General features: G+C 69.8%; 22 protein-coding genes and 1 pseudogene. 11 read left to right on the top strand and 12 right to left on the bottom strand.

Translation table 11 applies throughout. From position 1 onward, the window contains the following. Nucleotides 1-22 precede the first annotated feature (22 nt). Nucleotides 23-1,318: a TlpA disulfide reductase family protein gene (locus F620_RS0110610; protein WP_019570544.1), complete on the bottom strand. Its 1,296-nt coding sequence runs from the start codon at nucleotides 1,316-1,318 to the stop codon at nucleotides 23-25. Nucleotides 1,319-1,361: 43 nt separating this feature from the next. Further along, nucleotides 1,362-2,345: an MBL fold metallo-hydrolase gene (locus F620_RS0110615; protein WP_019570545.1), complete on the bottom strand. Its 984-nt coding sequence runs from the start codon at nucleotides 2,343-2,345 to the stop codon at nucleotides 1,362-1,364. A 195-nt stretch (nucleotides 2,346-2,540) separates the two neighbouring features. Here F620_RS0110615 and F620_RS0110620 point away from each other — a divergent pair, with 195 nt between their 5' ends. Next, nucleotides 2,541-2,747, top strand: coding sequence for a hypothetical protein (locus tag F620_RS0110620; protein WP_018871297.1), 207 nt, complete (start codon nucleotides 2,541-2,543; stop codon nucleotides 2,745-2,747). Between the two features lie 31 nt (nucleotides 2,748-2,778). Here the strand turns inward: F620_RS0110620 and F620_RS0110625 are convergent, their stop codons facing one another. The 5 genes from F620_RS0110625 to F620_RS0110645 form a co-directional block, all read right to left on the bottom strand. Then, a complete protein-coding gene (locus F620_RS0110625; RefSeq protein WP_019570546.1) occupies nucleotides 2,779-4,113 on the bottom strand; it encodes a diguanylate cyclase domain-containing protein in 1,335 nt (444 codons plus the stop codon). Then, a complete protein-coding gene (gene kaiC / locus F620_RS0110630; protein WP_019570547.1) occupies nucleotides 4,110-5,603 on the bottom strand; it encodes a circadian clock protein KaiC in 1,494 nt (497 codons plus the stop codon). The genes F620_RS0110625 and kaiC overlap by 4 nt, the downstream gene beginning before the upstream one ends. After that, nucleotides 5,600-5,899, bottom strand: a complete 300-nt coding sequence (locus F620_RS0110635; protein ID WP_018871300.1) for a circadian clock KaiB family protein — start codon at nucleotides 5,897-5,899, stop codon at nucleotides 5,600-5,602. Before F620_RS0110635 ends, kaiC begins: the two co-directional genes overlap by 4 nt. A gap of 102 nt (nucleotides 5,900-6,001) precedes the next feature. Continuing rightward, nucleotides 6,002-6,661, bottom strand: coding sequence for an NUDIX domain-containing protein (locus F620_RS0110640; RefSeq protein ID WP_019570548.1), 660 nt, complete (start codon nucleotides 6,659-6,661; stop codon nucleotides 6,002-6,004). Then, nucleotides 6,658-8,772: a S9 family peptidase gene (locus tag F620_RS0110645; protein WP_019570549.1), complete on the bottom strand. Its 2,115-nt coding sequence runs from the start codon at nucleotides 8,770-8,772 to the stop codon at nucleotides 6,658-6,660. Before F620_RS0110645 ends, F620_RS0110640 begins: the two co-directional genes overlap by 4 nt. 287 nt (nucleotides 8,773-9,059) lie before the next feature. On the opposite strand from F620_RS0110645, the gene F620_RS0110650 reads away from it, so the two are divergent. Continuing rightward, nucleotides 9,060-9,491, top strand: coding sequence for a DsrE family protein (locus tag F620_RS0110650; protein WP_019570550.1), 432 nt, complete (start codon nucleotides 9,060-9,062; stop codon nucleotides 9,489-9,491). 78 nt (nucleotides 9,492-9,569) lie between these two features. Here the strand turns inward: F620_RS0110650 and F620_RS0110655 are convergent, their stop codons facing one another. Beyond that, a complete protein-coding gene (locus tag F620_RS0110655) occupies nucleotides 9,570-10,019 on the bottom strand; it encodes an Rrf2 family transcriptional regulator (RefSeq protein WP_019570551.1) in 450 nt (149 codons plus the stop codon). A 137-nt stretch (nucleotides 10,020-10,156) separates the two neighbouring features. Then, on the bottom strand, nucleotides 10,157-11,356 hold the full coding sequence (gene hmpA / locus F620_RS0110660; protein WP_019570552.1) for an NO-inducible flavohemoprotein: 1,200 nt from the start codon (nucleotides 11,354-11,356) through the stop codon (nucleotides 10,157-10,159). Nucleotides 11,357-11,538: 182 nt separating this feature from the next. On the opposite strand from hmpA, the gene F620_RS0110665 reads away from it, so the two are divergent. The 7 genes from F620_RS0110665 (at nucleotide 11,539) to F620_RS0110695 (ending at nucleotide 17,584) form a co-directional block, all read left to right on the top strand. Then, nucleotides 11,539-11,937 carry a hypothetical protein gene (locus tag F620_RS0110665; protein ID WP_019570553.1) on the top strand — a complete coding sequence of 133 codons (399 nt, stop codon included), beginning with the start codon at nucleotides 11,539-11,541 and terminating at the stop codon, nucleotides 11,935-11,937. Between the two features lie 2 nt (nucleotides 11,938-11,939). After that, nucleotides 11,940-12,386, top strand: coding sequence for a glycine cleavage system protein H (locus F620_RS0110670; RefSeq protein WP_019570554.1), 447 nt, complete (start codon nucleotides 11,940-11,942; stop codon nucleotides 12,384-12,386). A 14-nt stretch (nucleotides 12,387-12,400) separates the two neighbouring features. After that, a complete protein-coding gene (locus F620_RS0110675) occupies nucleotides 12,401-13,075 on the top strand; it encodes a thioredoxin family protein (RefSeq protein WP_026331431.1) in 675 nt (224 codons plus the stop codon). A gap of 133 nt (nucleotides 13,076-13,208) precedes the next feature. Then, nucleotides 13,209-15,059 carry a DHH family phosphoesterase gene (locus tag F620_RS0110680; RefSeq protein ID WP_026331432.1) on the top strand — a complete coding sequence of 617 codons (1,851 nt, stop codon included), beginning with the start codon at nucleotides 13,209-13,211 and terminating at the stop codon, nucleotides 15,057-15,059. Beyond that, nucleotides 15,056-15,520, top strand: a complete 465-nt coding sequence (locus tag F620_RS0110685) for a glycine zipper 2TM domain-containing protein (RefSeq protein WP_018871199.1) — start codon at nucleotides 15,056-15,058, stop codon at nucleotides 15,518-15,520. Before F620_RS0110680 ends, F620_RS0110685 begins: the two co-directional genes overlap by 4 nt. A 125-nt stretch (nucleotides 15,521-15,645) precedes the next feature. Then, nucleotides 15,646-16,260 carry a hypothetical protein gene (locus F620_RS0110690; RefSeq protein ID WP_231373388.1) on the top strand — a complete coding sequence of 205 codons (615 nt, stop codon included), beginning with the start codon at nucleotides 15,646-15,648 and terminating at the stop codon, nucleotides 16,258-16,260. 64 nt (nucleotides 16,261-16,324) lie between these two features. Then, on the top strand, nucleotides 16,325-17,584 hold the full coding sequence (locus tag F620_RS0110695) for an adenosylhomocysteinase (protein ID WP_019570558.1): 1,260 nt from the start codon (nucleotides 16,325-16,327) through the stop codon (nucleotides 17,582-17,584). 8 nt (nucleotides 17,585-17,592) lie between these two features. On the opposite strand, the gene ribA is transcribed toward F620_RS0110695, so the two are convergent. Continuing rightward, a complete protein-coding gene (gene ribA, locus F620_RS0110700) occupies nucleotides 17,593-18,738 on the bottom strand; it encodes a GTP cyclohydrolase II RibA (protein WP_019570559.1) in 1,146 nt (381 codons plus the stop codon). A 104-nt stretch (nucleotides 18,739-18,842) separates the two neighbouring features. On the opposite strand from ribA, the gene F620_RS0110705 reads away from it, so the two are divergent. Both F620_RS0110705 and F620_RS15650 read left to right on the top strand, forming a co-directional pair. Further along, nucleotides 18,843-19,649: a RibD family protein gene (locus F620_RS0110705; RefSeq protein ID WP_018871195.1), complete on the top strand. Its 807-nt coding sequence runs from the start codon at nucleotides 18,843-18,845 to the stop codon at nucleotides 19,647-19,649. Nucleotides 19,650-19,910: 261 nt separating this feature from the next. Beyond that, nucleotides 19,911-20,087, top strand: a pseudogene (locus F620_RS15650) (serine aminopeptidase domain-containing protein); the annotation flags it as partial. 192 nt (nucleotides 20,088-20,279) lie between these two features. Here the strand turns inward: F620_RS15650 and F620_RS0110710 are convergent. Together F620_RS0110710 and cysG are read right to left on the bottom strand one after the other, a co-directional pair. Beyond that, on the bottom strand, nucleotides 20,280-21,146 hold the full coding sequence (locus F620_RS0110710) for a uroporphyrinogen-III synthase (RefSeq protein WP_019021048.1): 867 nt from the start codon (nucleotides 21,144-21,146) through the stop codon (nucleotides 20,280-20,282). Then, the gene (gene cysG, locus F620_RS0110715; protein WP_019021049.1) at nucleotides 21,143-22,609 is read right to left on the bottom strand and encodes a siroheme synthase CysG; all 1,467 of its coding nucleotides are present in this window, start codon (nucleotides 22,607-22,609) and stop codon (nucleotides 21,143-21,145) included. The genes F620_RS0110710 and cysG overlap by 4 nt, the downstream gene beginning before the upstream one ends. Nucleotide 22,610: the final 1 nt, after the last annotated feature.

A 22,610-nucleotide genomic window follows, 5' to 3' on the forward strand; every position in this document is an offset into this window, starting at 1 on the left:
GGGATCTCCTCGGGACTGGGGCTCAGGGCGTGGCGTCAGGGGCGGGTTCGTCGCGCAGCTCGTCGATCACTTCACGCACCTCGTCGGTGTCCCACTCGATGGCCTCGTTCACGGAATACCGCACCCGGCCCTCGCGGTCCAGCAGGAACGAGCTGGGGAAGGCGAACACGCCCCATTCCTGCGAGACCGCCCCATCCTCGTCCATCAGCACCGGGAAATCGACCTCGACCTCTTCCATGAATTCCAGGATGTGCTCGGGCGACTCGCGGAAATTGATCGACACGATCGCGAACTCGTCCTCGTCATACGAGCCTTCGAGGCGGTTCATCGAAGGGATCTCGTGCACGCAGGGCGGGCACCAGCTGGCCCAGAAGTTCACCAGCGTCACCTGACCCGCACGATCCTCCAGACGATGGGTCTCGCCGCGCGCGGCGGTCAACTCGTAGCCGGGCGGCTCCTCGGGCTCGCGCTCGACCATCCCGTGCTCGCTGCCCAGCGGCTGGTCGCGCTCCGCGTCCAGTTCGGCGACCTGCGCCGGGCGCGGCAGGCCCGCCAGCACGCGCGCCGTGGCCAGCAGTTGCCGCGGGGTTCGCCCGACCGCGTCACTGCCCGCCTCCTCGGGGCGCATGTAGTAGTCGCGCTCGCCGGCGATGATGCGCGCCAGCGCCGGGCTGCCGGCCGCGTACAGATGCCGCATCAGTTCCGGCAGGCGGGCCGCATGGGCCCCCTCGGCGGGCTGGAACACCGCCACCGGCATGTTGGTCGCATCCACGATCCCGAACAGCTCCGGGTCATCCCCGGCGGCAGGGGTACCGCGATACAGGTTGGGGAACAGCAGGATCGCGCCGGCCACGGCATCCGGGTCGTCGGTCGCCAACTGCCATTCGCGCAGCCCACGCAGCGCGGGCACGCCCATGCGGTCGGAGGCCACCAGGGTCACCGGGGCATAACCCCGCGCCCCGGCCTCCTCCAGCAGCGCCGCGGCGGGCTTGCCCTCCAGCCCTCGCACGGTGGAACTCGAGCGTTCCAGCAGCAGCGAATCGAGCAGGTCCACCACCCACACCGTGGCGCCCTGCTCCGCCAGTTCGCCCAGCAGTTCGCGCGGGGCATCCAGATGCTCGGCGGCCGGGATCAGCCAGATGAACAGCGGACCCGTGCCTTCGGCCTCACCAGGGCTCTCTACCTCCAGCAGATCCCCGCCATCCAGTTCGATGGTGAACTCCTTCGCCGCGTCGTCGGCCAGCAGGCCCGACGGCAGGAGGAGAAGGACCAGCCACAGCAGCGCACGCCCCGTCCGGGACCACGGAATCGACCGCACATTGAACCTCGCGAATGGTGGGATAACCGGAAACCCGAAACGCCTACTCCATGAAGAGATAGGTTCGATTGATGTTGGTCCGATGCCAGTCGCCGAAATGTTCCAGATGCTCGAACTGCGGGGCATCACCAAGGTCGTCCACCGCCTCCTGCAGCGAGGCCCAGTCTTCCAGCGCCTGTTCCACGCCACTGATCACGAACCGCAGGTAGTCCCCGGTTTCCGCGGTCACGAGGTCCATGCCCGCGACGTCCCCGTGGCCGGGCACCACGGCGGCCGGTGCCTTCTCTTCCAGCTTTTCCACTGCGGTCAGCCAGGCCACCGGATCGCTCCACGGATGGATGCCCAGCATGCGGTCGAGATAGACCATGTCCCCGGAGAAGAAGACATCGGTCTGCGGCAGGTACACCACCGCGTCGCCGGGGAAATGGGCATCCGCCCAGAACTCCAGATGGAATTCGGTGCCGCCGATCTTCAGCTCGTGGCGGTCACCTTCCAGCGGCTCGTCGGTCACCACGGCCTCGGTACCCTCGAAACGGTCTTCGAGGATCCCCGACATGCGTTCGATGTGGTCGTCGGCAAAATCCCTGCGGGTCTCGGCCGTACGTTCCAGGGTGATCAGCTCGCCCCCCTGCTCGCGGAAATAGCCATCGGCCATCCAGCGGTGATCCTGCGAACCGATGCCGATGACATGGGTGACCGGCTGATCGGTGACCTCGCCGATCGCGGCCTCCAGCATCTCGCCAAAGGCGTACGACGGACCGGAGTCGATCAGCACCACCCCCTCGTCGGTCACCACGAAGCCCAGATTCATGGTCAGCCCGAGGTTGTCGTAGCTGCGCCCGTCGATGGAGCCAATGATCGCGTACACGTCTTCCGCCACACGCACCGGCTGCAGTTCGTCCACCCGTTCCAGGTCGCTGGTGCGGGCATCACTCAGGCGCTCGTTCGGCCCCGGGACCTCGACCTCGCTCCCCGCGTCGGCACTCAGCGGAGCGGCCATGACCAGCCACAGGCATCCGGCCATCATCCATTGCAGTCTCTCCATCAGGTAACCCCCGAGCGGTCGTTATTGATTATCCATGGGACGCCTGGCGCGCCGGTTCATTCCCACCACTCGCGGGGAATGCAGGACGCACCATCGCCGTCCATGCTTAAAGAGTCCGTCTTGCGCGCCCGACCGCGGAAGGCGATCTCGGGCTACGGGACACTCGGGAGGAACGCCATGCAACACCGCCAGACCACGTTCATATTTGCCGGCACCGCCGCGCTTGGCCTGATGCTCGCCGGGGCCGCCCCCGCGATCGCCGACACCGACCGCTCGATGGGCGAACCGGTGGCCGTCGGGATGACGGCCGGCACTACGCATACAACCGTCGCGCGCGACGAGGAACGCGACCGCCGGATCCCCGACGAGTCCTGCCCGGCCTGACGGCACCCGGCCGGCGCCGGGCATCAAGGGGTCAGCCGCAGTCCGCCGGCCTTCCCGCGAATGGGGGGACCGGCGGGGTTTCTCCGGCACTGTTCGCGAACGCGAACAGCCCGCGCCCGCGATCCTTGGCACGGTACATGGCCTGATCGGCCGCATGGATCAGGGTGTCGCCGTCGCGCCCGTCTTCCGGGTAAACGGCAATGCCCACGCTGGATCCGATGTGGATCTCGTGATCACGCACGTGGAACGGCGCCCGCAGCGCGTCAATGATCTTCTGCGCCACCACACCCGCATCGGCCTCGCGCTGGATATCCCGCACCAGCACGATGAACTCGTCCCCGCCCAGCCGCGCGACCAGGTCGCTCTCGCGCACGGTCTCGCGCAGGCGTGCGGCCACGGCCTGCAGGATCTCGTCGCCCACCGCATGTCCCAGGGCATCGTTGACCGGCTTGAAGTGATCCAGGTCCACGAACAGCACGGACACGATGTCGCCGTGGCGTCGCGCCTGCCCCAGCGCCAGATCGAGATGCTGATGGAAGGCGGTCCGGTTCGGCAGATCGGTCAGCGGATCGGCGTGCGCCAGATGGTCCAGGCGCTGCTGGGCCTCCTTCCAGCGGGTGATGTCCTCGAAGGTCACGATGAAATGGGTCGGCTGCCCCATCTCGCCGCGGACCGCGATCACCGTGGTCCAGGTGTAGCAGGGCCCGCCATCGCGCCGGCGCTTGACCAGCTCGCCCTCCCAGCGGCCGGCGCTGTGCACCGCGGCCTCGATGGTTTCCAGCAGGGCCGGGTCCTGGTATTCCGAATCCAGCAGTTCGCCCATCGGCCGGCCGTGCACCTCGCCCGGCTGGTACCCGGTGATGGACATGAAGGCGGGGTTCACCTTGAGCACACGCTGCCCCGCATCGGTGATCAGCAGCCCCTCGGAGGCGTTCTCGAATACCTGAGCCGCCAGGCGCAGCTCGTCTTCCATGGCCTTGCGCTCGGTGACATCGCGCAGGATCGCCAGGCTGGCGTCATCCCCGTCCCAGGTCAGGGCGGTCACGTGCATCTCGGCGACGCGCGGGGCCTCGCCGGGAGGCAGCACGTCGATCTCGGTGCGTCCGGGAGCCGTCGGGAAACCGAACCCGGTGCCCCTCAGGGCCTGCAGGTCGCGCCCGAACAGCCGGCTGGCGGCCGGGTTGGCATAGCGCAGAACGCCCGCCGAGTCCACCACGATGATGGCATCGGCGGAGGCCTCGAGGATCGCCCGCAGGCCGTCGCCCGACGGACCCGAGCCGGCGAAGTCGCCGCCCCCGTCGCCCGCCCACAGCACGGCGCCGGGCACCGCGGCCGGGGGCATCGAAAGATCCGTATTCGGCATCATGTGTCTTCTTCTCCAGGCTGCACATGCACGGGATGGCCTTCGAGGATGCCCTCCACGCCGCGGAAGGGCTCGCCGACATGCATCCCGCGACCGTCGATGTTGAAGCGCCGGATCCCGGCGTCATGCCCCGCGCCGCGCATCTTCAGCACGGCCAGGCCGCGATGGACCCGCCCGCGCATCTCGACATAGCGCAGGACAATGATGGAATCGGTCAGGGTGGAGATGTGCGCCTCGGTCACCGAGGCGCCGCCCATCAGCGACGGCGTGGAGGCGGTGAACAGTCCGGCGATCTGACGCTCCTTGATGAACGAGGTCAGGCTGATCACGAACTCGCGGAACCCGCGCGGGGTCGCCACGCGCTCCAGCGCAGTCAGGCTGTCGAGGGCGACCCGGTCCGGGCGGAAGCGGTCGATCTCCTCCTTGATCCGGACCAGGTGGTCCTCCAGTCCGGCGGCCTCGGGGTAGTCGCAGCGGATCGCCAGGTTCCCGGCCTCCTCCGCCGGGGCATAATCCACACCCCACCCGCGCGCGTTGCGCATCAGCTGTTCGCGGCTTTCCTCGAAGGCAAACAGCATGCAGCGTTCGCCGGCGGCCAGTCCGCCCGCGGTGAACTCCGTCGCCATCAGGGTCTTGCCGGTGCCGGTAGCACCGGACACCAGCACGATCGAGTCGCGGTAGAAACCGCCGCCGCACATCCGGTCCAGCTCGTCGTTGCCGGAGGTCGTGCGCACGTCGGTGGAATGCTGGGTCAGCTCCATCGCCGACAGCGGGATGGCGATCAGCCCGCCCTCCGGCAGGATGGTGAACGGGTACTCGCCCTTCTGGTGCTGCGTACCGCGGAACTTGAGGATCTCCAGCGTGCGCCGGCGGGTCTCGTTCTCCAGGATGTTGCGCAGGATCACCACGTTGTCGGCGACGAACTCCTCGACCCCGTGACGGGCCACGGGGCCGTATTCGGTCTCGCGTTCGGCGGTCATGACCGCCGTTACGCCCAGGGCCTTCAGCCGGGAGGCGATGCGGAACAGGTCACGGCGTACCTGGCGCGTGTCGGGGAAGCGCGAGAACATCGCGCCCAGGGAGTCGATCGCCAGACGGCGGGCCCCGCTGCGCTCCACCGCATGCTCGATGCGCGCCACCAGGGCCCCGAGGTCGTAGCTGCCGGCCTCCACCGTCTCCTCGTCCGGATCCGGCGACACGTCCACGAAGGTCCAGCGACCGTCGGCTTCCCATTCCGCCATCGGCCAGCCGAATGCACTGAAATTGCGCCGCAGATCCGCGGGCGACTCCTCGCACGTCACGAACACCCCGGGGGTGGCATCGCGCTGGATACCGGCAGCCAGGAACTGGCCGGCAAACACCGTCTTGGCACTGCCCGGGGTACCGGCAACCAGCGTGGTGCGCCCCTCGGGCAGACCGCCACGGGCGATCGCGTCGAACCCCGGGATCCCGGTGGCCAGCTTGTCGATTCCTCCACCCATTTCTGCGGTCATTGCAGGGACTCCCGCTGCCCGGGCGTCACCAGCTCCAGCCCGTGCAGCACTTCGTCGCGGTCGGAGAGATCGCCGATGATGCGGCGGATCGGCGGAGGCAGCTCACGGATCAGGGTGGGGGTGGCGACGATGCGCTCGTTCTCGCCGCGCTCGGGATTTTCGAGCACGTCGATCACCTCGATCCGATAGCGTCCCTGGAGTTCTTCTTCACAGATGGCCTGCAGATTGGCCAGTGCCCGTGCGGACCGGGCCGTCTGCCCCGTCACGTACAGGCGGAGCAGGTATTCCTGCGCCACGTATCCTCCCCGGACGGCGATTGCGCCCTTGTCTCGAGCGGGGAATTATCCGGAAGCCTCCCGCCATGCGTCAACGCAACCCGGTCCGGGCGGGGGGAGTCTTCAGCGGCGCGGCTCATCCGCCCGGGCACCCGCTCCCCATTCGCACCGCAGCCGCTCGCGATTGAGCGCCAGCCACTGCAGCGCGATCACCGGCCCGGCCGAGTCGATACGGCCGTCGTGCATCAACTGCATTGCCTCGTCGAAGGGCACGGTGAACACCCGGATGTCCTCGTCTTCCTCGTGCAGTCCGTGCACACCGCCCACACCCAGACTGTCCACCTCACCACAGTAGATCCGCAGCGACTCGGAATTGCCGCCGGGGCTGACATACACCTCCTGCATGAACTCGATGCGCGCCGGGTTCACCCCCGCTTCCTCGAAGGCCTCGCGCCGCACCACGGCTTCCGGCTCCTCGCCCGGTTCGATGACCCCGGCGACGAACTCCAGCAGCCAGGGTCCGGCCGGCTTCTCCAGCGCGCCGATGCGGAACTGCTCGATCAGCACCACACGGTCGGCCACCGGGTCATAGGGCAGCAGCACGGCCGCATGTCCGCGTTCGAAGCGCTCGCGCGTCAGCGGCCGGCTCCAGCCACCGCCGAACAGCCGGTGGCGCACCGTATAGCGGGCCATACGGAAGAAGCCCTCGAACAGCGACTCGCGCTCGAGGACCTCGACGTCTCCGGGGCCGAGCCCCGGGCGGCGGCCATCGCCGGCGCTCACGGGGCCTCGACCTCGTCGATGTCCTGGCGCAGCAGCTCCAGGCGTTCCTGCACCGGCTCCGGGTATTCCGCCTGCCGACGACCGCCGACATGCTCGGCGAGAAAGCCCTCCAGGCCGGCAAAGAACGCCAGGCGGTTGGTCTCGTTGACGAAACCGTGGCCCTCGTCCAGCGCCAGCAGGTACTCCACCGGATGCCCGGCGTCGCGCAGCGCGACCACGATCTGGTCCGACTCGGCCTGCTTGACGCGCGGGTCGTTGGCCCCCTGGGCCACCAGCAGCGGCGACTCGATGCGGTCAACATGGAACAGCGGCGACTGCTCCTTCAGCCGCTCGCGGTCCTCCGGATCGTCCGGGTCACCCACACGACCGTGCATGCGCTTGATCCCCGCTTCCCAGTACGGCGGGATGGACTCCATCAGGGTGATCAGGCTGGACGGCCCCACCATCGACACCCCGGCGGCGTAGAGCTCCGGGGTCCAGGTCAGCCCGGCCAGGGTTGCGTAACCCCCGTAGGAGCCGCCGTAGATCGCCACCCGGTCCGGATCGGCGATGCCCTCGTCGATCAGATGTTTCACCCCGTCGGTCACGTCGTGCTGCATCACGCCGGTGCCCCACTCCTGATTGCCGGCATTGAGAAACGCCTTGCCAAAACCGGAGGAACCGCGGAAATTCGGCTGCAGCACGGCGTAACCACGGTTGGCGAGGAACTGCACCTGTCCGCTGTAGCCCCAGGTGTCGCGCACCCAGGGACCGCCGTGCGGCATCACCACCAGGGGCAGGTCCTCGGCCTCCGCCCCGCGCGGCAGGGTCAGGTAGCCCGGGATCTCGGTGCCGTCGCGGGCCTCGTAGCGGATCGGCTCCATGTACGCCAGCACATCCTCGGGAAGATCCGGCCGCGTGCGGTACAGGCGTTCCAGCTCGCGTTCGCGCAGATCCGCCACCCAGGCACTGCCGGGATCCACGTCGCGCTGCACGCCCACGGTCCACACGTCCTCGTCTCGGGTCCGCGAGGTGAACGACAGCTCCGCATCGCCCAGCTCCGAGCGCAGCCAGTCCAGCGCCTGCCCGAATTCCTCGTCGTGCGCGTAGATCCGCTGCCGGTCGCCGGTGTACTGCGTCGCCAGCAGGCGGTGGTCCTCGTCGGAAAACAGCGCGCGACCGAGATCCACCTCACCTTCCGGGTCGCGGTGCACCCGGGTCTCCTCGCCGGAATCCGGGTCGAACAGGACCAGCTCGCTCAGATCGCGATCCTCGCCCGCGTTGGTGCGCAGATAGAGCCTGGCGCCGTCCGCGTGGAAGCCGGCCAGCGAGCAGCTCTCGCCGAACTCGCAGGCGTGGACCTGCCGAAAATCATCCTCGCCATCCACGCGCAGGATCTCGCTCCCGCCATCACCGGTGGTGCGCGTCGCCTTGCGCAGCTCGCCTTCGTGGAAATGCCAGCCTTCGATCTCCGCGGTGTTTTCCGCCACGAGCTCCCGCTCGCCCGAGGCGATGTCGACCCGGTAGACGTCGTGCAGCCGGGGATCGCGGTCGTTCAGCCCCACGAACAGTTCGCCCGGGGCTTCGCGGGGCACGTGAAAGATGCGTGCACGTACACCGTCCCCGCCGGCCAGGTGACGGGATTCGGGGTATTCACCGGCTTCGGGGTCGGGTTCGGCCGGGGCCTGCAGGGCGCGGATCTCGAAGTCCTCGTCACCGTCGGCATCGCGCGCATACAGAAGGTACTCGCCATCGCGCGACCAGAAAAAGCCCGAGACCGACCGCTCTTCGGTGGTGACCGGCTGCGCCTGCTCGACCGGCTCGCCCCGCGCCACCACATGGATGTTCATCGCCCCCTCGTAGGGTCGCAGGAAGGCGACACGATCGCCGTCCGGGGAGATCCGCGCGGAGGCGTATTCCGGGTCACGGAAGAAGCGTTCCAGCTTCACCAGCGGCGGCGCCTCCTCGGTCCACGGGCCGGCGCCCTCCTCGGCCGGTGCGGTCTCGATCTGCGCACCGGCAAGGGCCGGCAGCGTCAGCAGCAGCGCACCCATGATCGCGGTGCGCCCGCGGGGGCCTCTGGCCCGGTCGCGCGCGCCGCGCCGGTTCGTCCTGTCCAGCGTCTCCTGCATCACGTCCCCCCCAGTCGTTCTGACTACAGGGTGACAGCACTGGACAGTTCGCGGTTCCGCCGCCGGCTCGGGAACTTCCCTCCCTGTTCCCCATCTACCGGAGAGATTCCGGCAAAAGGCCAGCTTCCCGAAAGGAGCCGCGTGCCGCACCCGCCGGGAATCGGCCGGAATAACGAATCACCGATGCGACACAATCGACATCTGGACGCAGTCTGATTTGCATTACATATAAGCATTCAACTACATTCGAAAACGCTTACATACCACCCAAACGGGAGACGTACCCCATGCGTACCATCAAGACCCTCGCTGCCGCCGCCGTCCTGACCTTTGCCGGCGCCAGCGCCGTTCAGGCCGACGAACCCTCGAAGATGTTCGCCAGCGTCACCTCCGGTGACGAACACACCCAGTTCATGTCGATGGTGCTGGCCAACCAGGCCATGGGCCAGGGCCAGGAAGTGCGCGTGCTGCTGTGCGGCCCGGCCGCCAAGATGGCGACCGACGACTTTGACGGCGCGACCATGCAGCCCGCCGACCGCAACGCCCAGCAGCTGCTGATGAACCTGATCAACAACGGTGCGAAGGTCGAGACCTGCGCCATCTTCCTGCCCAACACCGACTACACCGAAGAAGACCTGATCGACGGCGTCACCCCGGCCGACCCGGAAGACGTGGGCGCCTACATGGCCGACCCGACCGTGCGCTACTTCTCCAACTAAGCCGCACGCTGCCCGGCACCCCGGGCAGATCCCCGAGGGCCCTCCATCCGGAGGGCCCTTTTTTATGGGCGGGTCGGCTCAGCCGGCGTCGGGGGCGTGCGGTTCGATCTGCAGCAGGGTGCGCAGACGGGCTTCGTTGCGAACGATGTCGGCGAGGGTGTAGCGGTCGAGCACGGCGAGGAAGGCGTCGCGCGCCTCGTCGAGCAGGGGCTTGAGGCGGCAGGCCGGCGCGACCGGGCACCATGGCCGGGTGCAGTCGATCACTTCCAGCGTGGGTTCCATGTTGCGCACAACTTCGCCGAGGTTGATCTCCTCGGGCGCCACCGCCAGCCAGATCCCTCCGCCCTTGCCACGCCGGTTGGCCAGATAGCCGAGCCGCCCCAGGCGGTGCACGATCTTCACCATGTGGTTGCGCGGGACCTCGAAGCGCTCGCTGATCTCCGAGACCGTGGTGCGGCCACCATCGGGCTGCACGGCCACGAACAGAAGCACGCGCAGGGCATAGTCCGTATGGCGGGTAAGCTGCATGGCACCGACCTTTTGCAGAAAGGCCGGCCCATGCGCAACGCCGGGGCCGGCCCTTGTATTAGCTTTAACTAATTCAGCATACCCGCACCCGCCGGCACGCGTCGAACATCGGGCCCGTCACTCCCATGTCACCGGTGTCATTGGAGCACGTCGGGCCCGAACACCTCGTGGACGATCCGTTCCGGGGGGATACCGGCATCTGTCAGACGATCGCGCTGGTCACGAATGAACGGCAACGGGCCGCTCAGCCGCACCTCCGCCGCGGGCGGCAGCATGTCCGATGCGACCCGCGTCGGGTCGACGCGCCCGGCGTACTCGTGCGGCTCCCGCGCATCGCCGTCCTCCAGGAACACGGCGACCTTCAGGCGTTCCGGGTGGCGGGCCCGGAGGGCTTCGATTTCCCCCGCGAATGCCCGCACTTCGCGTTCCCGCACGCCGTGCAGCAGGGTCACGGGGCGCGGCATCCCCGCCCGGTCCAGCTCGTGCAGCATCGACAGCAGCGGGGTGATCCCGACGCCCCCGGCGACCAGCACCAGCGGATGCTCGCCGGGCGGCAGGACAAAGTCGCCGGCGGGCGCGCTGACCTCCACGCAATCGCCCTCGCCCAGCGCGTCGTGCAGCCGACCGGATACCCGGCCATCCGGAGCGCCGTTGCCGGCTTCCCGCTTCACCGAGATCCGCAGGGCGTCGCTGCCCGGCGGGTGGGTCAGGGAATACTGCCGCGGCTGAACGATGCCCTCCTCCAGCAGATCCATGCGGACCGAGACATACTGCCCCGGCCGGTGCTCGGGAATCGCGCCGCCGTCCTCCGGCACCAGCTCGAACGAGGTGATCTCGCGGCTTTCGGGCATCTTGCTGTGGATGCGGAAGCGCCGCCAGCCGGTCCAGCCACCGGTCTGCGCGGCCTGTTCATCGTACAGCGACTGTTCGGCGTCGATCAGGATCCGGGCCAGCTCCCAGTACGCCTGTTCCCAGGCCCCGACGATCTCCGGTGTGGCCGCCTCGCCCAGGACCTCGCCCATCGCCCCCAGCAGATGCTCCCCGACGATCGCGTACTGATCCGCGGTCACTCGCAGGCTCACGTGCTTGTGTGCGATCCGGCGCACGGTGTCTTCCAGCACCTGCGGCTCGTCGATGTGCTCGGCCCACGCCATCACCGCGCGGGCCAGGGCCTGCGGCTGTTCTCCCGCGGCCTGATGCGCCTGGTTGAAGACGTTCCTGAGCTCCGGATGGGCCTCGAACATCCGGGCGTAGAAGCGCCGGGTGATGGTTTCGCCGTGCTCCGCCAGCACGGGCACGGTGGATTTGACGATCTCGCGGGTCCCGGATTCCAGCATGCAGACATTCCTCGGTATTCAGGTGGAGCCGGGAACGCTAATCGAAGGTGTATCCTTATTGCAAGTTAGATTTTATTACTGTGGGTTGCAAAACCCCTTGTTCAAAATTCCGACGCCTTGATCCCGACACCTTCCGACTATAAGGTGTATCTGTTATCAAGCTTTATGGAATGGAGAAAGGCGTGCTGACGCGCAACCGTCTGTTCATCACCATCGCTCTTGTCTATGCCCTGCTCGGTGGCGGGGTGGCCGTCCTCTGGCTGCTGGCGCCGGGCACGATCCCCGGTGATGCGGTGCGCCTGCATGCCCACCTGATGCTGCTGGGCTTCGTCACCATGATGATCTACGGGATCGGCCTCCATGCCCTGCCCCGCTTTTCGGGACGCAACCTGTTTTCCGAGCGCACCGCCGATGTCCAGTTCGTGCTGGCCAACGCCGGACTGCCGGCGATGGCCGCCGGGTGGCTGGCCGGCAGCCGCGAGATCCTGCTCGCGGGGGGCCTGCTGACCTGGGCGGCCATGCTGCTGTTCACCCTCAACATCCTGCTCACGGTGCGCCGGCGCGGCCCCGGGGAGGCCTGATCATGAGCGAATATCGCGGCTGCGAGATCCCCGAGGATCTCTACTACGATCTGGATTACCTGTGGGCCCGCGAGGAGGCCGACGGCAGTTTTACCCTGGGGCTGACCGACCCGGCGCAGACCATGGCCGGGCGCCTGCAGTACACCACCTTCAAGCGCCCCGGCACGCACCGCAGGCAGGGCAAGACGCTGGCACGGCTGGAATCCGGCAAATGGGCCGGCGGAGTGCCCGCACCGTTCGACGGCACTATCGAGGAGGTGAATGCCGCGGTGACCGCACAGCCCGACCTGGTCAACCGTGCACCCTACGACGAGGCCTGGCTGCTGCGCCTGCGCCCGGACGACCCGGAGACCGCGCGCGAACACCTGTACACCGGGGAGCGGGCCCGCGAGTCGCTGGAACAGTGGATCGAACGTTACGGCGTCCAGTGCATGCGCTGCGCCGACTGATCCCGGAGGCACGCATGCGCGTACAGCTTCTGGTCTCTCAATGGTGCCCCTCCTGCGATTCGGCCGAGGCCGTGTGGAGCCGGATCGCAGCCGAACGCGAGTTCGACTTCAGCGTGGTGGACATGGGCACGCCCGAAGGCCGCGAACTGGTCCAGCGGCTGCGCCTGAAGACCGTCCCCGCAACGGTCGTGGACGGCGAACTGCGCGGGGTCGGTGTGCAGAGTCCGGAGGAGGCGCGCGAAATCGTGGCCGGCACGCCCGAGCGCAGCGGCCACTCGGCGCCGGTGGGCATCGCCCTGGCGCCGTCCAGCCGTGCCCATCTGCTGTCCGCGGTCGTGTGGCTGGCGATCGCCGGGGGCCTGCTGGCGCTGCACGGCGACCTGCTTCCGCCCGGCGGGCCGTGGCCGGGTGCACTGCATGTCTTCCTGCTCGGGTTCGTGACCCCGTTCATCGCCGGACTGGCGGAACACATGATCCCGCGTTTCATGGAGCGGCCGGTGCGCGCGGGCCCGTGGTCCTGGACCCAGTGGGGCCTGCTCAACGCCGGGGCAGCCGTCACCGCCATCGGCGGCTGGCTCGTCGGTCCGGCACTGGCCGCCGCCGGGATCACCCTCGCCACGGCCGGGCTGGCGCTGCTGACCCTGCGCCTGTGGCCGGCCCTGTGGCCCGCGGCGGCGTCCGACCACTGACGGACCGAACCGCTGTCCGAACCGCTGTCCGGGACGGGCATTGCCCTGCCCGCGAACGGGACACTTCTCGGCAGACGCCGCGCCCTCTATCCTGTGCGCCCGTTTCCCGACGACCCACGGTCGCGGTGCCCCGATGTCCAGCACGGATCCCCTGCCTGATCAGAACCTTGCGCCCCCGCCGGAGCCAGCCTGGGTCCGGCGCCGGCCGGACCCGGACGTGGAGGCCGCGGCGCGCGCGGCCGGACTGACCCCGCTGCAGGCCCGCCTGATCGCCGCCCGGGTGAGCGAGACCGACCCGGATGTCCTGCGGGCCGGCTTTGTCGAACGCCCGCTGCGCGCCCTGACGCCCCCCGATGCCCTGCCCGATCTGGACACGGCGGCACGGCGCATCCTGCGGGCGCTGGAGGCCGGCGAGACCGTGGCCCTGGAAACCGACCACGACGTCGACGGGGTCACCAGTCACGCGCTTTTGTATCGCGGCCTGACCCGGGTACTGGGTCACCCGGAGGTGCGTCTGCGGTCCTGGATCGGCCACCGGCTGCGCGAGGGCTACGGCCTGTCCGATGCCCTGGCCGACCGTATCCTCGCCGCCCGCCCCCGGCCGGATCTGGTGATCACCGCCGACAACGGCTCCGGCGACGAGGCACGCATCGCCCGCCTGCACGCCGCCGGCATCGACACCATCGTCACCGACCATCACGTGATCCCGACAGACGGCGTGCCCGCCTCGGCGCTGGCCTGCGTCAGCCCGGCGCGCAGCGACAGCCGCTATGGCGACCCCGCCATCGCCGGCTGCATGGTGGCCTGGCTGCTGCTGATGCGCGTCCACCGCCTGCGCCAGCAGGACACCGGCCGCGAGGACGCCGCCGGACGCACGCTGCTGATCGACCTGCTGGCCGAAGTGGCCGCGGGCACTGTGGCCGACTGCGTGACGCTGGGCGACAGCCTCAACAACCGGGTGGTGGTCCATCAGGGCCTGCGGCGCATGAACGCCGACAACGCGCGGCCCTGCTGGCGGGTCGCGGCGCGGCGGCTCACCGGCGGCGAGCGCCCGCTGGACGAATCCGACCTGGCCTTTGGTCTGGGCCCGCGCATCAACGCCCGCGGCCGCCTGGACGAGGCAATGGCCGGGGTCCGCTTCCTGCTGGCGGAGGACGAAGCGGAAGCCGAGCACTGGTGGTCGGCTCTGGACGAGGAGAACGACAATCGGCGCCGCATCGAGCGCGAGCTCACCGTGCGTGCGCGTGAGGAGGCCGCCCGGGCCGCCGCCCGCGGGGTCTCGGGTCTGTGCCTGTGGCTGCCCGACGGCCACCCGGGGGTACACGGCATCATCGCCTCGCGCATGGTCGAGGCCCGCGGCCTGCCGGTGCTGTGCGTATCGCCGGTATGGGAGTGCGACCGGCGGGTGACCGGCTCCGCGCGCGGGGTACCCGGCTTCCATGTCGCCGATGCATTCGCCGCGATGGCCGCCACCGAACCCGATCTGCTGGAGAAATACGGCGGCCACGCGCAGGCAGGCGGCCTGACGCTGGCCCGCGCCGACCGCGAACGCCTGGCTCGTGCCTGGGAACGGGTCTGCGCCGACAGTCAGCGCGAGCACGGCTGGACACCCGGCCCGGTGCTGGAGATCGATGGCGAGGGCCCGTCCCCGCGTGCCCTGGCGGCCGGGACCCTCGAGCAGATCGACGCCCTGGCGCCCTGGGGCCGCGGTTTCCCGCGCCCGGTGTTCGTCTGGGAGGGAGTACTGCGCGGCCTGCGCCGGATGGGCGACGGACGCCATCTGCGGCTGCGTCTGGAGACGGCCGATGGTGACTTGCAGGGGATCTGGTTCAATGCGCTGGAACCGGATGCACGGGATCCGTGGCCGCCGGGAACCCGGATACAGCTTGCGGGGTCTCCTGAATGGAACCATTACAACGGCACGTCAAGGCTGCAGGTCCGCATTCACGCGGCGCGGTGGGCGGCCGTGGGGAGAAAACCATGAAGTTCGTTCGCCAGTCCCTCATCGTCACCATCGTTGGCGGCACCGCCCTGGCCCTGGCCGCCTGCACCCACCCTCCCACCCGCGAACAGACCGGCGCGGTCATCGGCGGCGCGGCCGGGGGCGTCATCGGCAGCCAGATCGGCGGCGGCCGCGGGCAGATGGCCGCCACCATCGCGGGGACCCTCGCCGGTGCGGCCATTGGCGGTGCCATCGGCCGCTCCATGGACGAGGTCGACCGCATGCGCGTGCAGCAGACCCTGGAGACCGCCCCAGACCGCGAAACCCGGGAGTGGCGCAATCCCAACACCGGACAGCAGTACCGGGCCACGCCGAAACGTACCTATGAACGCGACGGCCGCCCGTGCCGCGAATACGAAGTCCTGGCGACCATCGACGGCGAAGCGGAGACCATCACCGGCACCGCCTGCCGCGACGTCTACGGCAACTGGGTCATGCAGTAGCCCGAGGCGGCGCGGGCCGTGCGGCTTCACGCCCGGCTAACGGAATGGCCCATTGGGTATATTGTTCCGCCGTGTGAATTCCCTCAAGGTCTGGCCAAGATCCTGAATCGGAGGGACCTTCACCCATGCATTCACCCATGCATCCGCCCGGGCACCCCGCCCCCCTGCGCGCGGACCTGCCCGGGCCCGCACCGGGCGCGTCCCCCGGGACCCCGTCGCAGGCAGCCGCGTCCGGCGACCTGCTCCGGATCGAGCGGGACGCCCCGCCGGACCTTTGTCTGACCCTCCGGCGCCGACGCTGGTGGCAGCGCCTGCTGCGCCCTTTGCTGGGGCCGCTGGAACGCCCCCTGCCGGATTCACGGCTGACCCGGCGTGTGCGCATTCGCGCCGCCTCTGCAGCGGATCACGAGGCCCTCAGGACCAGCCCCAGCGCGCAGACCGCGCTGGTCGACCTGTTCCGCGCCGAACGCCACTGGCCGGTGGATATCGTGACCGTCGGCTTCGACAACGGCCGGGCGCGGATCGACGGCCGGATTCTCGAACCCCTCGATGAAGAACGGTCGCGGCGGCTGCACGCGGAACTGCATGCTCATCTCGATGCCGCCTCGCATGCCCTGGCGATGACCTTCAAGGGCCGCGCGGGCCGGCGGGCGCAGCGTGCCGCGGGAGCCTCGCCCGTGGTCATGCTCGGCCTGCTCGCCCTGGGCCTGGTGGCCATCCTCGTGGTGGCCCTGCTCTGACGACGGTGGACGTCCCCACCGGGGCGCGGCACACTCCCGCCTTTCGCATTCACGGGAGGACGTCATGGCCGCGGACATCGAACAGGGTCGCCAGAAACTCGCCTGGGCAAGGGAGCACATGCCGGTGCACGCCGCCCTGCGTGAACGCCTCGGCCACAGCCGGCCGCTGGCCGGCATCACCCTGGGTGTCTGCTCTCATGTGGAGGCCAAGACGGGCGTGTTCGTCGAGACGCTCGCCGCCGCCGGCGCCGAGGTAGTGTTCACCGGCAGCGAGCCGGGCTCCAGTCAGGACGATGTGGTCGCCGCCCTCAACGAGCAGGACGGCATCACCGGCTACGCCCGGCGCGGGGTCTCCGAGGCGGAGCTGGAGGCGCTGCACCTACAGGCGCTGGACCACGGACCGACCTTCATCCTCGACGACGCCGCCGAGCTGACCGCGCGGCTGGTCCACCAGCGCCCGGCGCTGCTCGACGGCTTCATCGGCATGTGCGAGCAGACCACCACCGGTGTCCAGCGGCTGCAGGCGATGGCGCGCGCCGACGCCCTGCCGTTCCCCGCCTATGCGGTGAACAACACGCCGATGAAGCACGAGTTCGACAACATCCACGGCACCGGCGAGTCGTCGCTCACCAACCTGCTGCTGACCACCAATCTGCTGCTGGCCGGCAAGCGGGTGGTGGTGGCCGGCTTTGGTGACTGCGGTCTCGGCATCGCCGGCAAGGCGCGGGCACTGGGGGCCCGGGTGGCGATCACCGAGATCGAACCGCGCCAGGCACTGCGCGCCCACATGGCCGGCTTCGAGGTCATGCCAATGCTGGAGGCGGCCGCCTGGGGCGAGATCTTCATCACCACCACCGGCAACCGCGACGTGATCCGCGCCGAGCACTTCGAGGCGATGGCCGACGGCGCGCTGCTGGCCAACGCCGGCCACTTCAACGTGGAGATCGACGCCGAGGCGCTGGCGGGGCTGAGCGTCGAGCCGCCGCACGAAGCGCGGCCGGGCATCATGGAGTATCGCCTGGCCGACGGCCGCCGCCTGCATCTGGTCTGCGAGGGGCGGCTGGTGAATCTGGCCACGCCCACCGCCATGGGCCACCCGGCCGAGGTGATGGATCAGACCTTCGCCATGCAGATCGTCGCCGCCTGCCATCTGGTCGAGCGCGCGGCGGGGCTGGAGCCCGGTGTCCACCCGGTGCCCGACGCGGTGGACCGCGAGGTGGCCGAGCTCAAGCTGGAGACCCTGGGCATCGGCCTCGACACCCTGACCGAGTCGCAGCAGCGCTTCCTCTACGCCTGGCGCGACGATCAGATCAAGGGGGTCTGAGCACCCCCCTAGCCGCGCTCGGCCTCGGCGGCGAGCAGTTCTTCCAGCCAGTGCCCGCCACGATCCGCCTTGGTGCTGAGATAGCGCAGGTTGTGCGGGTTGACGGTGCCGTGCACCGGTTCGCGCGACGCCACCTCGATCCCGCCGGCGCGCAGGGCATCGATCTTGGCGGGGTTGTTGGTCAGCACGCGCACACGCTCGATCCCGAGGAACTCCAGCATCTCCACCGCCGCCTCGTAGCGGCGCCCGTCGGCACCGAAGCCGAGCTGGCAGTCGGAGTCGATGGTGTCCATGCCGGCATGCTGCATGGTGTAGGCGCGCAGCTTGTTGGCCAGACCGATGCCGCGGCCTTCCTGAGCGAGATACAGCAGCACCCCGCCACCGCTGTCGTTGATCATCTTGACCCCGCGACGCAGCTGATCCCCGCAGTCGCAGCGCAGGCTGCCGAACAGGTCGCCGGTCAGGCAGGCCGAATGCAGGCGCACCGGCACCGGATCCGGCCAGCGGCTCGGCTCGCCGATCACCAACGCCACGTGTTCCTGGATCCCGTTGCCCTCGCGAAACAGCATGAACCGGGTCACCGGAGCGTCCGCCAGCGGTACCGGGGCCTCGCTGACATGCGCCAGCTCCAGGCGCGGATGCTCCGCCACCTCGCGCGCCTGCGCGGCGTCCACGTCCAGCAGCATGCCGTCGGCCACCGCCGAGGCGATCGCCTCGGGCTCCGGATCGGGGATGAAGGCCGTCACCACCGCCGGCAGCAGCCGACCGGCGCGCACCAGCTCCAGCGCGGCGGCCTCGCTCTCGGCGGCGCGCTGGAGCACCGCGCCTTCCAGCAGGCGGGCGGCGGAACTGGCATCATCGGAGCCTTCGGGCGCGCTGGCGAGGACAAACAGCGATTCCGGATCCACCGTGCCGGTCGGCTGCAGTGCCACGCCTTCCCAGCCTTCTTCCAGCGGTTGCGGCCAGCCCATTGCCGACGCCCGGTGGGGGGTTAGAATCAGGCGGGGGCGTCCGCCGGTCATCACGGTCAGACGATCGAGCTGTCCCGGTGTCAGGCCCTCGACGGCCGCTGCAAGGACATCCGTTCCGGAACCGCTGACACGAATCGGATGGCCCCGGCGAAGGTCAAAGATCCCGCGATCGGCGTTGTGCATCGGGTACTTCCATACGGAGTCGGGTTGATGAAGTTAGCTCCTCGAACGGTCAGACTACCCCAACTGCCCCGCCGCCGTCCCCAAACCCTGCTCGGGGAGAAGCCATGAGCGAAGAAATCATCACCGAAGCGCGAGCCTGGCGATGGCTGCTGACCCGCTGTGACAATGCGGCCTGCCAGCCCCTGCCGGGCCCGCTGGCCCCGGCCGCCCACGAGGTCCTGGACCTCTACGGCCCGATCCTCGAACCCGACACCATCGCCATCGGCCAGCTGGGACAGAGCCTCGACGGACGGATCGCCACGCATACCGGGCACTCCCAGTACGTGACCGGACCGGAGGACATCCGCCACCTGCACCGACTGCGGGCCCTGGTGGATGCCATCGTGGTGGGCGCCGGCACCGTGGCCAGCGACGACCCGCAGCTGACGGTACGCGAGGTCGAGGGCCGCAATCCGCTGCGCGTGGTGCTGGACCCCGAAGGCCGCCTCGCGGCCGATCACAAGGTGTTCGCGGCCGGCGGGCCGACCACCCTGGTCCTGCACAAGCCCGGGCATGCTCCGGATCACCTGCCGGCCCACGTGGAACGCGCGGAGCTGCCCGTCGAGACGGTCATGGCCGACGGCGAACAGCGCGAACGCTTTGCCCCCCGCCGGGTGCGCGACCACCTCGAGGCACGCGGCCTGAACCGCCTGCTGGTGGAGGGCGGCGGACGCACGGTCTCGCGCTTCCTGGCCGCCGACACCCTGGATCGCCTGCATCTCACCATCGCCCCGATGATCATCGGCTCCGGCCGCCCGGGCATCACCCTGCCCCCGATCGACTCGCTGTCGCGGGCGCTGCGACCGCCGTTTCGCGAGTTCCGGCTGGGCGGCGACAACCTCTATGACCTGGACCTGCGCAGCAAGCCCTGACCCCCCGCCGCCTCCGGAGCGCGCATGACACGCCTCGCCCGCCTCATCCCGGCACTGCTGGTCGGCCTGCTGCTCGGTGGCTGCGCCGCCACGCCCGCCGGCCTTCCCGCACCGGCCACCGAGAATCCCGAGCCCGCACGGCTGGAACAGGGTCTGGCCCGGATGCCCGACGGGAGCGAACTGCCGCTGCGCCGCTGGGGTCCGCGCGAGCCCGAACGGGTGGTCCTGGCCCTGCACGGTTTCAATGACTACGGCGGCAGCATGCACGCCCTCGCACGCCCGCTGGCCGCCAGCGGCATTGCGGTCTACGCCCCGGACCAGCGCGGCTTCGGCCGCACCGACTCGGCCGGGTACTGGGCCGGCCACACGGCCCTGGCCGTCGACGCCCGCGCCCTGCTCCGCGCCCTGGACGAACGTTACACGGACCTGCGCCCGTACGTGGTCGGCAAGAGCATGGGCGCGGCGGTGGCGACCCTGGCGGTGACCGGCGAGCCGGCACCGGCCGCAAGGGCGGAGCCGGCCATCCAGCGCAGGAAGGATCGGCGCGAACGCCGTGTGGACGTTGGTTTCATGGCCCGGATCACCGCAGGGGATTCAATCCGTGGGCCATCCGCCCGGGCCACAAGTTCCCTACGCAGCCGCCCGCAGATGCCGGGTAAGCGCCGAGACCAGCGGCTTCATGAAGTAGCGGCCTTCGGGGACCACCGCGGGAGAAATGCCGTGGGTGCGCAGTTCCTCGGCCACCACCGGGCCGATCGCGGCGACGACGGTCCGGCCGAGCGCTGCCAGCAGCGTGTCCTGATGCCCCGAGTCACGGGCGACACGCAGCAGGCGCCGCACCTGGGCCTGGCTGGTGAAGGCGATCGCATCCACCTCCCCCGCGATCAGGGCCTCGATCAGCCCGGTCACGCGCCCGGTCGCGGCGGCGTCCGCATAGCGGTAGGGCCAGACGGGAAAGACCTCGGCGCCCGCCTGCTCCAGGAACTCGAGCAGGCGGCGGTTGGGTTCCGCGCCGTAGAGCTGCACCCCGATACGCTGCCCGGCCAGATGCTGCCCGGCCCGATCCTGTCCGGAAAGGGTTTCGATGATGCCCTCGGTCGTCGGTGTGGCCGCGATCGCATCCGGCCGCACGCCGAAGGGCTTCATTGCCCGCCCCGGCTTGGGGCCGCGCACCAGGGTCGGCGTCCGCGCCACGGCCGCCAGCCAGGCGTCCTCGCGTTCGGCACTCCGGGCAAAACCGGTCAGGCGGGTGAAGCCCTCGCCGGTCAGGAAGATCAGGCGGTCGAACGGCGCCTCGATCGCCCGGTGCAGCCAGGCCTCGATCGCCGTGCGGTCGGGGCTGTCGTGGATCGCGATAAGGGGACAGCGCCAGACCTCGGCCCCGCGCCGCTCCAGCAGACCGGCGAAGACCTCCAGCGCCCGGCTCTCAGGCAAGGCGACGCGGCGACCCGCGAGGCCACTGGCCGCCACCTCCGGCAGGACGGATGCGGCCGTCACGCCGCGCTCGCCGCCGCGGCCCGCGACCCCGGCCCCGACATCGGCATCGGCTGCGGAAACACCGTGGCGGCCCCGGCATCCGGCTGGAACCAGGCCAGACGCGCGTGGCAGGCCGCTACCTCGCCGATCACGATCAGGCTGGGCGAACCCACCTGCTCGCGCTCGGCACGCGCGGCCAGCTTATCCAGCGTGCCGCTGACCACGCGCTGGCGGGCGGTGGTGCCGTTCTCGATGATCGCCGCCGGGGTCTGCCCGGCGCGGCCGGCACCCTTCAGCCCCCGGCAGATCTCGCCCACGCCCTTGCGGCCCATGTAGAACACCAGGGTCTCGCGGGTACTGGTCAGCTGCGACCAGTCCACATCCAGCCGCCCTTCGCGGGTATGGCCGGTGATGAACCGCACCGACTGAGCATGGTCGCGGTGGGTCAGCGGTATGCCGGCATAGGCGGCGCAGCCGCTGGCCGCGGTAATGCCGGGGACGACCTGGTAGGCCACGCCGTCGCGCGCCAGCACATCCAGCTCCTCGCCGCCCCGGCCGAACACGAACGGGTCGCCGCCCTTCAGCCGCGCCACGCGCTTGCCCTCGCGCGCCAGTCGGGAGAGCAGCGCGCTGATCTCCTCCTGCGGCACGCAGTGATGGTCGCGCTCCTTGCCGACATAGAAGCGCTCGGCCTCGCGCCGGGCCAGGTTCACCACCTCGGAGGACACCAGCCGGTCGTAGACGACCACATCCGCCTGCTGCAGCAGGCGCAGCGCGCGAAAGGTCAGCAGGTCGGGATCGCCCGGCCCGGCGCCGATCAGGTAGACCTCGCCCGGCGTGCGGGCCGAGGCATCCGCCAGCTCCTGCTCCAGGCGCGCCTCGGCCGCGTCCATGCGCCCGGCCAGGGCGAACTCGGTGGCTGGCCCGGCAAAGGCCCGTTCCCAGAACGCGCGGCGCGCGTTCACGCTGTCAAAGTGGGTGCGCACCCGGTCGCGCAGACGCCCGGCGAGATCGGCGAGCCGGCCATAGCCGGCCGGGATCAGGCTCTCGATCTTCGCGCGCAGCAGGCGCACCAGCACCGGGGCGCGGCCACCGGAGCCGATCGCGATGGTCAGCGGCCCGCGCTCCACGATCGCCGGCAGGATGAAGCTGCACAGCTCGGGCTGGTCGGCCACGTTCACCGGGATCGAACGCGCGATGCAGTCCTCCGAGACCTGACGGTTCACCGCCGCGTCGTCGGTCGCGGCGATCACGATCGCCACCCCCGCCAGGCATTCGGTGTCATAGATCCCCGGATCGCGGCGGATCGCCCCCGGTTGTTCGCGCAGCAGGCGCTCGGCGGCGGCGCTGTACTCGGGGGCCCGCAGGCGCACCCGCGCCCCGGCCTCCAGCAGCAGCGCGGCCTTGCGCGTGGCCACCGGCCCGGCCCCGACCACCAGGGCCTCGCGGCCGTGCAACTGCATATAGATCGGCAGGTGTTCCATG

The organism is Thioalkalivibrio sp. ALE11, from assembly GCF_000381205.1.
Taxonomy (GTDB): domain Bacteria; phylum Pseudomonadota; class Gammaproteobacteria; order Ectothiorhodospirales; family Ectothiorhodospiraceae; genus Thioalkalivibrio.

Coding starts and splice junctions, on each gene's coding strand:
- F620_RS0110650 (WP_019570550.1), top strand. CDS start 9,060: ATGCGTACCATCAAGACCCTCGCTGCCGCCGCCGTCCTGACCTTTGCC.
- F620_RS0110705 (WP_018871195.1), top strand. CDS start 18,843: ATGAGCGAAGAAATCATCACCGAAGCGCGAGCCTGGCGATGGCTGCTG.
- F620_RS0110695 (WP_019570558.1), top strand. CDS start 16,325: ATGGCCGCGGACATCGAACAGGGTCGCCAGAAACTCGCCTGGGCAAGG.
- F620_RS0110675 (WP_026331431.1), top strand. CDS start 12,401: ATGCGCGTACAGCTTCTGGTCTCTCAATGGTGCCCCTCCTGCGATTCG.
- F620_RS0110625 (WP_019570546.1), bottom strand. CDS start 4,113: ATGATGCCGAATACGGATCTTTCGATGCCCCCGGCCGCGGTGCCCGGC.
- F620_RS0110655 (WP_019570551.1), bottom strand. CDS start 10,019: ATGCAGCTTACCCGCCATACGGACTATGCCCTGCGCGTGCTTCTGTTC.
- F620_RS0110680 (WP_026331432.1), top strand. CDS start 13,209: ATGTCCAGCACGGATCCCCTGCCTGATCAGAACCTTGCGCCCCCGCCG.
- cysG (WP_019021049.1), bottom strand. CDS start 22,609: ATGGAACACCTGCCGATCTATATGCAGTTGCACGGCCGCGAGGCCCTG.
- F620_RS0110620 (WP_018871297.1), top strand. CDS start 2,541: ATGCAACACCGCCAGACCACGTTCATATTTGCCGGCACCGCCGCGCTT.
- F620_RS0110685 (WP_018871199.1), top strand. CDS start 15,056: ATGAAGTTCGTTCGCCAGTCCCTCATCGTCACCATCGTTGGCGGCACC.
- ribA (WP_019570559.1), bottom strand. CDS start 18,738: ATGCACAACGCCGATCGCGGGATCTTTGACCTTCGCCGGGGCCATCCG.
- hmpA (WP_019570552.1), bottom strand. CDS start 11,356: ATGCTGGAATCCGGGACCCGCGAGATCGTCAAATCCACCGTGCCCGTG.
- F620_RS0110690 (WP_231373388.1), top strand. CDS start 15,646: ATGCATTCACCCATGCATCCGCCCGGGCACCCCGCCCCCCTGCGCGCG.
- kaiC (WP_019570547.1), bottom strand. CDS start 5,603: ATGACCGCAGAAATGGGTGGAGGAATCGACAAGCTGGCCACCGGGATC.
- F620_RS0110615 (WP_019570545.1), bottom strand. CDS start 2,345: ATGATGGCCGGATGCCTGTGGCTGGTCATGGCCGCTCCGCTGAGTGCC.
- F620_RS0110645 (WP_019570549.1), bottom strand. CDS start 8,772: ATGCAGGAGACGCTGGACAGGACGAACCGGCGCGGCGCGCGCGACCGG.
- F620_RS0110670 (WP_019570554.1), top strand. CDS start 11,940: ATGAGCGAATATCGCGGCTGCGAGATCCCCGAGGATCTCTACTACGAT.